The 11,662-nt window shown below is 64.0% G+C and carries 9 protein-coding genes; 1 reads left to right on the forward strand and 8 read right to left on the reverse strand.

From position 1 onward, the window contains the following. Positions 1–1,461 carry an NAD-dependent succinate-semialdehyde dehydrogenase gene (locus LDZ28_RS15565; RefSeq protein ID WP_244829282.1) on the reverse strand — a complete coding sequence of 487 codons (1,461 nt, stop codon included), beginning with the start codon at positions 1,459–1,461 and terminating at the stop codon, positions 1–3. Between the two features lie 61 nt (positions 1,462–1,522). After that, positions 1,523–2,746 (reverse strand): 4-aminobutyrate--2-oxoglutarate transaminase, encoded by a 1,224-nt coding sequence (gene gabT, locus LDZ28_RS15570; protein WP_244829683.1) that lies wholly within the window; start codon positions 2,744–2,746, stop codon positions 1,523–1,525. A gap of 355 nt (positions 2,747–3,101) precedes the next feature. On the opposite strand from gabT, the gene LDZ28_RS15575 reads away from it, so the two are divergent. Then, complete coding sequence (locus LDZ28_RS15575; protein WP_244829283.1) at positions 3,102–4,286, forward strand: M20 aminoacylase family protein; 1,185 nt, start codon at positions 3,102–3,104, stop codon at positions 4,284–4,286. 221 nt (positions 4,287–4,507) lie between these two features. On the opposite strand, the gene LDZ28_RS15580 is transcribed toward LDZ28_RS15575, so the two are convergent. The 6 genes from LDZ28_RS15580 to LDZ28_RS15605 form a co-directional block, all read right to left on the reverse strand. Continuing rightward, positions 4,508–6,049, reverse strand: coding sequence for a methyl-accepting chemotaxis protein (locus tag LDZ28_RS15580; RefSeq protein ID WP_244829285.1), 1,542 nt, complete (start codon positions 6,047–6,049; stop codon positions 4,508–4,510). A 125-nt stretch (positions 6,050–6,174) separates the two neighbouring features. Next, a complete protein-coding gene (locus tag LDZ28_RS15585) occupies positions 6,175–6,336 on the reverse strand; it encodes a hypothetical protein (RefSeq protein WP_244829287.1) in 162 nt (53 codons plus the stop codon). Positions 6,337–6,354: 18 nt separating this feature from the next. Beyond that, positions 6,355–6,930 (reverse strand): glycosyltransferase family 9 protein, encoded by a 576-nt coding sequence (locus LDZ28_RS15590; RefSeq protein ID WP_244829288.1) that lies wholly within the window; start codon positions 6,928–6,930, stop codon positions 6,355–6,357. 94 nt (positions 6,931–7,024) lie between these two features. Continuing rightward, positions 7,025–9,313 (reverse strand): FdhF/YdeP family oxidoreductase, encoded by a 2,289-nt coding sequence (locus LDZ28_RS15595; RefSeq protein WP_244829289.1) that lies wholly within the window; start codon positions 9,311–9,313, stop codon positions 7,025–7,027. A gap of 162 nt (positions 9,314–9,475) precedes the next feature. Next, positions 9,476–9,970, reverse strand: a complete 495-nt coding sequence (locus tag LDZ28_RS15600) for a hypothetical protein (protein ID WP_244829291.1) — start codon at positions 9,968–9,970, stop codon at positions 9,476–9,478. Between the two features lie 164 nt (positions 9,971–10,134). Then, entirely contained in the window at positions 10,135–11,634 is a 1,500-nt protein-coding gene (locus tag LDZ28_RS15605) for a UdgX family uracil-DNA binding protein (RefSeq protein ID WP_244829292.1), read from the reverse strand. Between the last annotated feature and the right edge of the window lie 28 nt (positions 11,635–11,662).

An 11,662-nucleotide genomic window follows, 5' to 3' on the forward strand; every position in this document is an offset into this window, starting at 1 on the left:
TCAGACCTGCAGGCACAGATACTTGATGACGACGTAATCGTCGATGCCATAGTGCGAGCCTTCACGGCCCAGTCCCGATTGCTTGACGCCGCCGAACGGCGCGACTTCGTTCGAGATCAGGCCGGTGTTGATTCCGACCATGCCGTATTCGAGCGCTTCCGCCACGCGCCACACGCGTGCAATGTCGCGGCTGTAGAAGTATGCGGCGAGTCCGAATTCGGTGTCGTTGGCCAGGCGAATGGCTTCGTCGTCGGAAGAGAATTTGAAAATCGGCGCGAGCGGGCCGAACGTCTCTTCTTTCGCCACTTGCATGGCCGGCGTGACGCCGGTAAGCACGGTCGGCTGGAAAAAACCGTGGCCGAGCGCATGCCGCTTGCCGCCGGCCGTCAGCGTCGCGCCTTTGGCCAGCGCATCCTCGATATGCGCTTCCACCTTCTTCACCGCCGCTTCGTTGATGAGCGGGCCAAGCAACACACCGTCGTCCGTGCCGCGTCCAACCTTCAGGTCGCCTACAGCCGTCGCCAGTTTCGCGGCGAACTCGTCGTAGACGCGCTCGTGCACATAGAAGCGATTCGTGCACACGCACGTCTGACCGCTATTGCGATACTTCGATGCAATCGCGCCTTGCACCGCCGCGTCGATATCGGCGTCTTCGAACACGAGGAAGGGCGCGTTGCCACCGAGTTCCAGCGTGACTTTCTTGACCGTGGGCGCGCTTTGCGCCATCAGGAGACGGCCTACCGCCGTCGAGCCTGTGAACGAGAGCTTGCGCACGGTCGGGTTGCCCGTCATTTCGCCGCCGATGGCTTTTGGGTCGCCGGTCAGCACGCTCAACACGCCCTTCGGCACGCCCGCGCGCTCCGCGAGCACGGCCAGCGCGAACGCGGAGAAGGGCGTGGCTTCGGCCGGCTTCACGACGATAGGACAGCCCGCCGCCAGCGCCGGACCGACCTTGCGCGTGATCATCGCTGCCGGGAAGTTCCACGGCGTGATCGCCGCGCACACGCCGATTGGTTCCTTCGTCACGACAATGCGCTTGTCCGCGGCGGGCGTGGCGAGCGTGTCGCCCGCCACGCGCTTGCCTTCTTCGGCGAACCATTCGATGAACGAAGCCGCGTAGACGATCTCGCCCTTCGCTTCGGCGAGCGGTTTGCCTTGTTCGGTCGTGAGGATGAGCGCAAGGTCGTCGGCGTTGGCGATCATCAGGTCGTACCAGCGGCGCATGATGACCGCGCGTTCCTTCGCGGTTTTCTTGCGCCATTCGGGCCACGCGGCGTTGGCGGCCGCGATGGCGCGGCGTGTTTCGCTCGCGCCCATTTGCGGAACGGCGCCGAGCGACTCGCCGTTCGCTGGATCGAGCACGTCGAAGGTGGCGCCGTCATCGGCTTGCTGCCATTCACCAGCGATATACGACGCGTGACGAAGCAGTGCCGGGTCCTTGAGTTGGTCTTTGAGGCTCATTTGCTTGCGATTCCTTCTTGAGATTTCTGCATTCAGCATACGACGAAGGGGCGAACCGTGCTCAAGCCGCGGCGGCGATGGTTTCGCTCAACACTTCGTCGAGAATGCCGAGGGCTTCGTCGAATATAGGCTCCTGGATCGTGAGGGGAAACAGGAAGCGCACGACGTTGCCGTACACGCCGCACACGAGCAGTAACAAACCGCGTTCCAGCGCGCGCGCCTGCACGCGCCTGGCGAAATCGGCATCGGGTTCGTGCGTGCCGGGCTTGCAGAACTCGGCGGCGATCATGGCGCCCGGACCGCGCACATCGGCGATCTGCGGCACGTCCCGACGAATCGCTTCGAGCTTCGCTTTCAGCTTGTCGCCGAGCGTGTTGGCGCGTTCGCAGAGTTGCTCTTCGTCGATGATATCGAGCACCGCGTGCGCCGCCGCCACCGCGAGCGGATTGCCCGCGTAAGTTCCGCCGAGACCGCCTGGCGCCGCGCTGTCCATGATGTCCGCGCGGCCCACGACGCCCGATAGCGGCATGCCGCCCGCGAGACTCTTCGCGATCGTCATGAGATCGGGAACCACGTCGTAATGCTCCATCGCGAAGAGTTTGCCGGTGCGCGCGAATCCCGTCTGCACCTCGTCGGCGATCAGCAGAATGCCGTGCTCGTCGCAGATCCGGCGCACGCCGCGCACGAAGTCCGCGGGCGCCGGATTGAAGCCGCCTTCGCCTTGCACGGGTTCGAAGATGATCGCCGCGACGCGCTTGGCTTCGATATCCGCCTTGAACAGATGCTCGATGGCGCGCAGCGAGTCCGCCACCGATACGCCGTGCAGTGCGTTGGGAAACGGCGCGTGATAGACGTCGGCGGGGAACGGCCCGAAACCGATCTTGTACGGCGCGACCTTGCCGGTGAGCGCCATGCCCATCATCGTGCGGCCGTGAAAGCCGCCCGTGAAGGCGATCACGCCGGGCCGCCCGGTTGCCGCGCGCGCGATTTTCACGGCGTTTTCGACGGCCTCCGCGCCGGTCGTGAAGAACGCGGTCTTCTTCGGCGCTTGACCGGGCGCACGGGCGCTAATTTTTTCCGCGAGCGAAACGTAAGATTCATAAGGCACGATCTGATAGGCCGTATGTGTGAAGCAGTCGAGTTGCGCGCGCATGGCCTCGACGATCTTAGGATGCCGATGCCCCGTGTTGCACACCGCGATGCCCGCCGCGAAGTCGATGAAGCGTCGGCCTTCGACGTCCCAGAGTTCCGCGTTCTCGGCGTGCGCCGCGTAGAAGTCGCACATCACGCCGACGCCGCGCGGCGTGGCGGCATTCTTGCGGGCCTGAAGGTCCGCGTTGGTGGCCCGAGTGACGATGGCGGGCGAAGTTTGAGGAAGTTTGGACACGGCGAAGTTCTCCTTGGGGCGCGGCGCGCGGTTGCATCAGTCGGATTCAGAGCCGACTATAGTTAAATTTGGCTCTCCTGGTCAGAGCCATTCCGATGCATCCAATGGAGCCAATTCCACTTGGTTCGCCGCGATCCTAGCGATCGAAATTGGCAAAAAATCGCGCGGAACTGGCACGCGACGCGCGACTGGAGGATCATGTGCGCCGTTCGTGTTTCCGTTTTCCGTTTCGATTCAGCCAAGGTTCCTGCAAATGACCCGACTCTTCACCGAACTCGCCGATCTTTCCGACGATGCGCCCGCGTTGCGCGAGATCCGTCACGACATCCACCGCCATCCCGAACTCTCGTTCGAGGAGACGCGCACCTCGGCGCTCGTCGCGCAGAAGCTCGAAGAGTGGGGTTGGGAAGTGAGCCGGGGAATCGCCGGAACGGGTGTCGTCGGCACGCTGACGGCGGGCGATGGCACGAAGCGCATCGGCCTGCGCGCCGACATGGACGCGCTGCCGATTCACGAGCAGACCGGCAAGCCGTACGCGAGCGAGTCGCCGGGCAAGATGCACGCGTGCGGCCACGACGGCCATACGACCATGCTGCTCGGCGCGGCACGGCATCTAGCGCGCACGCGGCGTTTCAATGGCACGGTGCATCTGTATTTTCAGCCGGCGGAAGAGCACGGTTTGCCGAGCGGCGCGCAACGCATGATCGCGGAGGGGCTCTTCGAGCGCTTTCCTTGCGATGCCGTATTCGGTGTGCACAACCATCCGGGCGTCGCGCCCGGCACGTTCCTGTTTCGCAAGGGGCCGTTCATGGCGGCGTGCGATCAGGTGTCGATCGAGATCGAAGGCGTGGGCGGGCATGCGGCGCGTCCGCATTTGAGCGTCGATCCGGTGGTGGTGACGGCGAGCATCGTGATGGCTTTGCAGACTATCGTCGCGCGCAATGTCGATCCCGCGCAACCGGCCGTCGTCACGGTCGGCTCGATGCACGCGGGCACGGTCAACAACGTGATTCCGAATCGCGCGACGCTCGAACTGTCGGTGCGCTCGTTCAGCAAGCCGGTGCGTGAGTTGCTCAAGCGCCGTATCTGCGAACTCGTGGATGCGCAGGCGGCGAGCTACGGCGCAAAGGCGACGATCAAGTATCTGGAAGGCTATCCGGTGGTCGTCAATTCGGATGCCGAAACGGAATTCGCGGCGCAGGTGGCGCGCGAGTTGGTGGGTGCCGAGCACGTGGTCGACCACACGGATTTGCTGATGGGCAGCGAGGACTTCGCGTTCATGCTGCAGGCGCGGCCGGGGACGTTTTTGCGCATCGGCAACGGCGCGGGCGAGGACGGTTGCATGGTTCACAACCCGCACTACGATTTCAACGACAGGAATCTGCCGGTCGGGGCGGCTTATTGGGCGCGATTGGTGGAGCGGTTTTTGGCGCAATGAGCAGCCGACGATCCGAAACCGCACCACGATTTCGGTGACGAGAATCTGCTGGTCGGAACGGCTTATCGGGCGCGGTTCGTGGAGCGGTTTAAGAGTAAGCGGCCGATAATTCAGCCTTGGAGCGATCGCCGTCACTATGCAAGCGACGGCGAGACTCGCTTCGGCCATTCAAGAAGCAGCGCGCGCGACTCACACCTTCACCACCCGCGCCGATGCACTCCTCAAGCCGGCAAATGAAAACTGCCGATTGCCTCTCGCAACCCATCCACCTGATCCTTCAATGAATGCGCCGCAGCCGCTGCTTCTTCCACTAGCGCCGCGTTCTGCTGCGTGACCTGATCCATCTCGACGACTGCGCGATTCACCTGCTCGATGCCCGCGCTCTGCTCGCGCGATGCATTGCTGATCTCATCGAGAATCTCGTTTACACGACGCACCGACGACACGATCTCGCCCATCGTCGAACCGGCGTTCGTCACGAGCGACGCGCCTTCCTGCACCGTATGCGTCGACGTCTCGATCAGCGCCTTGATCTCCTTGGCCGCCGTCGCCGAACGTTGCGCGAGGCTGCGCACTTCCGCCGCCACGACCGCAAAGCCGCGTCCTTGCTCGCCCGCGCGCGCCGCTTCGACCGCCGCGTTCAACGCCAGGATGTTGGTCTGGAACGCAATGCCATCGATCACGCCGATAATGTCGCCAATCTGTTGCGAGCTTGCCGTGATACGCGTCATCGTGTTGATGACTTCGTCCACCACGCCGCTGCCGCGCGTCGCGACATCGGCGGCCTGACCCGCAAGGCGCGCGGCCTGCGCGGCGCTCTCGGCGTTGTTCTTCACGTTGGCCGTCATCTGGTCCATGCTCGATGCGGTCTCGACCAGCGCGGCCGCTTGCTCCTCGGTGCGCTGCGACAGATCGGTGTTGCCCGCCGCGATTTCCGACGCGCCCACGTTGATGTTCTCCGTGCCGTTACGCACACGCGACACCGTCTCGACAAGGCCGAGCTGCATCACCGAAAGCGCGTGCAGGAGGCTCGATGTATCGCCGGCACGCACCGGCACGGCGGCCGTCAGATCGCCACGCGCAATGCGATGCGCCGCATCCACCGCGAGTTCCAGTTCGCCGCCCAGATTGCGCTTGATGCTGCGCAGAACGACAAGCATCGCGGCCGTCGCGATGGCGCCGAGCAGCATCGTGATGGCGAGCCAGCGCAGTGCGCTTGCATAGAATGCGCTCTGCACGTCGTCCATATACATGCCGGTGACGACATACCAGTCCCACTGGCCGAAACGCTGCGCATACGAGAGCTTCGCCACGGGCTTGTCGCTGCCTGGCTTCGACCACAGATAGCTGATGAAACCGCCGTCCGGCTGATCGCCCGCCTTGACGATATCGACGAACAAGTGATTGCCCGCCGGGTCGGTGTATCCCGAAAGATCCTGCCCGTTCATGGCGGGCTTGATCGGGTGCATGACCATTTTCGGCTTCGAATCGTTGATGGAAAGATAGCCATCCTTGCCGTAGCGGATCGCGCCGATGACATCCAGCGCGCGCTTCTTGGCTTCTTCTTCGGTGAGGGTCTTGTTGGCGGCGAGCGCCGCGAAGTGCGTGACGACGGCATATGCCTCGCCGACCAGCGTCTTCAACTGTTCCTTGCGATCCTCGATCATCGACGTGCGGTTCTGCCACGCTCCGATAATGCCGATCGCAATCAAACCTATCCACAGCACGGCGATCATCGAGCCGAGCTTTTTGTTCAACGTCATTCCATTCATTTGTGCGCCCCGCAGTCTTTTTACGTTGTCCTAGACGGTGCGGCGACGCGCGCGCCGCCGCATGCCCCTCTTACGGCATACGGCGCGGCAAATGTAGGGTGGGGGTTTCCCCGGTGTCAGAAACGCCGGATCGGGTCCTTGTCCGGCGGGGCATCGGGATGCTGCGGCTCGTCCGGGCGATGCCCCGGCGACGGCGGCGTGAGCGGATCGGCTTCCGGATCGCGGTTCGGATCGGCGATCGGATCGGGAACGGGACTGGTTTGCAGATCGAATTTCATGGGAATTCCCGAATGGCGTCAGGCCGCGTCGTGTTCGACCGGCATGTGCAGTGTGAAGGGCGTGCCGGGGTGCGCGCGCCGCGTATCCGACAGTTCGGCGCGTGCCCGTTCGATGATGGCCTCGCTGTCCGTGCCGCGCGGATGCTCGTCGAGCACGATATGCGGCGTGCCGAGCGCACGTGCGGCGGCGGCGGGCGAAGGCGCGATGGCATCGTCGGAAAGGAGCAGGCGGGCGTCGGCGATCAGGCGCGGCAACGTGCGCGGCGCCACGGCGCCGGCCAGAAAAAGCGCGGCGGTTTGCATCGCGCCCAGGACGCCGGCCGTGCGCTCCGGATCGGGCGCGTCGCCGATGATCGCGATTTGCCAGCCGTCGGCGGTCAACTGATCGGCAACGTCGGCGTATTGCTGCGCGGACCACGCGGGCGTCGCCTTGTGGCTGCCTGGATGAATCAGCACCAGACGCTCGCGCTCGATGCCGTGAAACGCCACGAGTTCGTCATATTGGGCGTCGGACAACGGCGAAGCGGCAGGCGAGTCCGCAATCAGCGAAGGCGCCAGGTCGTCGATCAGGGGAGAAAACGGGTTGGCTCGCATCTGCGCTCCTGCAAGGCCGTGGCCTCGATGGAAAAATCGTGAAGTCGGCCAAGCGCGAGCACGGGACATGCCCGGCCGCGCCTCACGCCGGGATTTACGTCGCGCGCACGCGCACCGGAACTGCCTTCGCCGCAGGCACCTTGCTGCGTTTTGCGTGGTGCGCAAGCGGAATCAGCGGATTGCATTCCGGGTAATAGCCCATCGCGCAGCCGGCCGGGATATCGAATGCATGGGCCCGCAATCCGTCGATACTGCGCGTCACGTCATCGCTGGATACCGTCGTCACGGTGATCGTCTGATCTTCCGCGATGTTCAGCCGCGCCATGTCGTCACGGTTCATCAACAGCACGTCTCGGGTATTGAAGACGCCGCGAAAGCGATCGTCAAGCCCGTACACGGTCGTATTGAACTGGCTGTCGCCGCGCGTGGTCATGAGCCGCAAGGTGCGCTCGCCTTCGAAGGACATGTCCGGATCTTCGCCCATGCCCTCCGGCGTGATGAAATTCGCCTTGCCGTTCTTCGTCTTCCACTCGCGTTTGGCCGCCGGAATCGGCCGATGAAACCCGCCCGGCTGCGACATGCGCGCGTTGAATTCCTTGAACTGATCGGGGTAAGTCTTCTCGATCGCCTCGCGCACCAGCGAATAATCGGCCGTCCAGGCGTCCCAGTCGACCTTGCCGCGACGTCCTTGCAGCGTGGCCTTGGCCAGTCCCGCGACGATCGCGGGCTCCGACAGCAACGTCTTGCTCGCGGGTTCCGCGAAGCCCTTCGACGCATGGACGCACGCGGTGCTGTCCTCGACCGTGACGATCTGCGGGCCGCTCGCCTGCTGATCCACCTCGATACGCCCGATGCAAGGCAGCAGATATGCCGCACGCCCGTGCAGCAGATGGCTGCGGTTCAGGTGCGTGGCAATTTGCACCGTCAGCGGCACGTTTTGCCACGCCGGTTCCAGCACGTGATGATCGGGCGTCGCGCGCGCGAAATTGCCGCCGAGGCTGATGAATGCATCGAGTTCGCCGTCCCGCAGCGCCGCGCAGGCATCGACGGTGGACATGCCTTCGTCGCGCGGCGGCTCGAACGCGTACATTTCCGCGAGCTTGTCAAGCGGCACGAGCGCCGGCTTCTCCGTGATCCCGACCGTGCGCTGACCCTGCACGTTGGAATGGCCGCGAATCGGGCAGATACCCGCGCCCGGCTTGCCGATGTTTCCGCCTAGCAGCATCAGATTCGTCAGCATCTGCACGGCGAGCACGCCTTCGCGATGCTGCGTGATGCCCATGCCGTAGAGAATCATCACGGCTTTGGCCCGCGCATATTCGGTGGCGGCGGCTTCGAGCGCGGCGCGCGTCAGGCCCGATTGCGTTTCGATGTCGCTCCAGTCGGCGGCGCGCATCGCGGCGGCGAAGGTATCGAAGCCGTGCGTGTGTTCGGCGATAAAGGCGGCGTCCAGCACGCGCGGCTTCTGGTTTTCTTGCGCCAGGTCGTCCGCTTCGATCAGCGCCTTGCACAAGCCCGTGACCGCGGCAATGTCGCCGCCAATCTTCAGTTGCAGATATTGCGTGCTGATGGCGGTCTGGATCGGCGACAGCATTTCCACCGGCGACTGCGGATTCGCGAAGCTCACGAGCCCGCGTTCCTTGATCGGGTTGAAGGTGATGATGCGCGCGCCGCGCTTTCTCGCTTCCTGCAAGGGATGCAGCATGCGCGGCGCATTCGTGCCGGTATTGTGCCCGAAGAAGAAAAAGCAGTCGGTGTGCTCGAAGTCGTCGAGCGTCACGGTGCCGACCGGCGCGCCGATGGTCTCCGGCAGCGCCACCGACGTACTCTCGTGGCACATGTTCGAACTGTCCGGCAGATTGTTCGTGCCGTAAAGCCGCGCGAACAACTGGAACATGTACGACGTTTCGAGCGATGCGCGCCCCGACGTGTAGAAGACGCTGCGCTTCGGCCTGGCGTCGCGCAGCATCGCGCCGATTTCGTCGAAAGCCTGTTGCCACGGAACCGGCACGTAACGGTCGGTGGCGGCGTCGTAACGCATTGGCTCGGTCAGGCGGCCTTGCGATTCGAGCTCGAAATCGGTCCACGCCGTCAATCCCGCGAGCGTGTGATGCGCAAAAAAATCCTGATCGATCCGCTTCTTCGTCAATTCCCACGCGGTTGCCCGCGCGCCGTTCTCGCAAAATTCAAAGAGATGCGGATCGGCCGGCTTCGCCCACGAACAGCTCACGCACGCAAAGCCGTCCGGCTTGTTCTGATGCAGAAGAATGCGCGCGCCGTTGAGCGCGACGTGTTCGTTGACGAGTGCCGAGGTAACTGCCTTGACCGATCCCCAGCCGCCCGCCGGGTGATCGTACTTTTCGATATGCGGCAGTTTGCTCATGCTTGGCCTCTCCCGTGAATGGTCCGTTCGCTTCACATTCAGCAAGAAACAGGCACAGCGGCGCGCTTTCGATGAAAAGAAAGCCGCCGCCCTGCATGGGCAAGGCGGCGGCTTTTCGGTTCACTTTTTGTCCTGGCGCGGGTGCCGGGACTTATCTTCCGGTCAGGTTTCCGGATTACCGTCTTCTGCCGGTAGCGTCTTCGGAATGAAGGCTTCGGCGCGGCGGCGAATGTCGTCCACCTCGCCGGTCACGAAAGTGCGGTTGTCGGCGGCGAGCGCTTGCTGATACTGCGCGCCTTCCGGCACGCGATGCAAAAGCGCGCGCAATTCGCCCTGCGTGGTTTGTTCGACCGGCTCGAAGCTGTAAAGCCCGAGCATGAGTTCGGCGCGCTCGTGCAGCAGAAAGAGGCACGAGGCAAAAACGCCGACCGCGATCACTTCCTGCACGCCGAAGCGGAATTCCTGCTGCACCGACGAAAACGGCAGCCACGCGACGACCGACAAGCCCAGCAGCGCCAGCACGATGGTCGCGTTCAGGAACATGCCGGCGCGGGCAATGACGCGCTCGCGCTCGGTTTGCAACTGCCCGGCCGATTTCGGCACGAGCGCGGTGATGGATTGTTGTTGGCGGAGTGCTTCGAGGGGAAGAGCGGCCATGGATGTGTCGTCGGAACGATTCGTGAGTGAGCGCCAACAGGCAAAGAGCGGCGCGACACGGGTATAACGCATGGCTTACAGGAAGGTTGACGGCGCTTTCGTCTTGTTGCGTCCTGTTTCTTCTCGTTGCAATTGGGGTTTGTGATACGCGGCTTGCACCGATGCTAGCGCGTCCGATGCTTCACCGGCGTGCGGATGGTCGCGGTGCCTTCGGCGATCTGCCGTGCGAACACGAGCGCCTCGACGATGGTGCCGAACACTTCGCCGCGAATCTTTTCGTCGGTCAGCCGCAGCAAATACGACGGATGATAGGTCGGCACCACGATGCGCCCCTTGTGCTCGATGGTCTTGCCGAGATACTCGGACAGCGCCGTGCGATGCCCCGTCAGCGCCTTGAGCGCGGTGGCGCCAAGCGCCACGACCACTTTCGGCGCGATCCGCGTCAGTTCCTCCTCCAGCCAGAACCGGCAGGCCTCGCGTTCGCGCTGTCCGGGCGCAACGTGCTGCCGCTCATCGCCATGCGGGTCGAATTTGAAGTGCTTCACCGCGTTGGTCAGATAAAGCGATTCGCGCGCGAGTTGCGCCTCGCCGATGGCCTCGTCCAGCAGCTTGCCCGCCGGACCGACGAACGGCTTGCCTTCGCGGTCTTCGTTATCGCCAGGCTGCTCGCCGACCAGCATGACGCGCGCGTTCGCCGGACCGATTCCGGGCACGGCCTGCGTCGCGTTGCGCCAGAGCGAACAGCGTTTGCACGCGTCGAGCGAGGGCGGCTCCTTCAGCGACGTGCCCTGAAGCGGCTCCAGATCCGTGTTGAGGGCCACTTCCATGTCCGCGGGAACGTTGCGCGGATGCCGGTCGCGCCGCGAATAAGGATCGGCGCGCGAGATCAGCGTGGGATCTGCGCGCTGGTTTTCCGGGCTCTTCCAGTAGCGCACCGGCATGTGCGATGCCACTTCGGCGGCATTTTCCACCGCCGACGTAAAGGTGCTTTCGTAATAAGCGAGCCACAGCGCTTCGATGGCGTCTCCGCTCACGGCCTCGCCGCTCATCGCGGTATCGCCGAAATCCATTGGCTTTTCTTCCGGGTCGCTCGTGCGGTCCACCCGCAGCAGCGCGCCGTCCCAAAAGGCCGCGCCGTGCGGCGTCGCGATCATCCACGTGGCGCTGCCCATGCGTGTGGCGAAGTGCATGGCGGCGTGCTCCAGCAGGTCGTGCACGGGCTCGCACCAGCTGATGAACTCGGGCGGTCCGAGCGACGAATCGCGATGCCTGAAGCGCAGCACGCGACGCATCTCGTTTTCCTCGGCCTCCACGGCTTCGATCATGTGTTGCAGGCGCTGCCCGTCGGGATCGTCCGGCGATACGACCGCGCGATCGCCCTGGGTCCAGCGCCACAACACCTTGTAGAGAAACATCCAGCGGGCCGGCGTGCGATAGCAGGCGGCCGTTGCCAGCATCGCGAGGAATTCGCGGGCGATCTTCACGGGCTTGGGCGCGTCGGGGTTCTCGGGGCCGGGCGGCGGTCCGTCGATGCTGCCGAACACGGTTGCCGAGGAATCCGATTCCAGCCATACGACGTCTTCCGGCCGCGCGCCTTCCATGAGGAGCGTGCGCGCGGCGGAGCGCCAGGCGGCGAAGGACGGATCGAAGACGACGCTTTTCATCGCAGAGAGGAAGCCGGAAGGAACGAAA

This window comes from Caballeronia sp. TF1N1, assembly GCF_022878925.1.
In the GTDB taxonomy this organism is placed as follows: domain Bacteria; phylum Pseudomonadota; class Gammaproteobacteria; order Burkholderiales; family Burkholderiaceae; genus Caballeronia.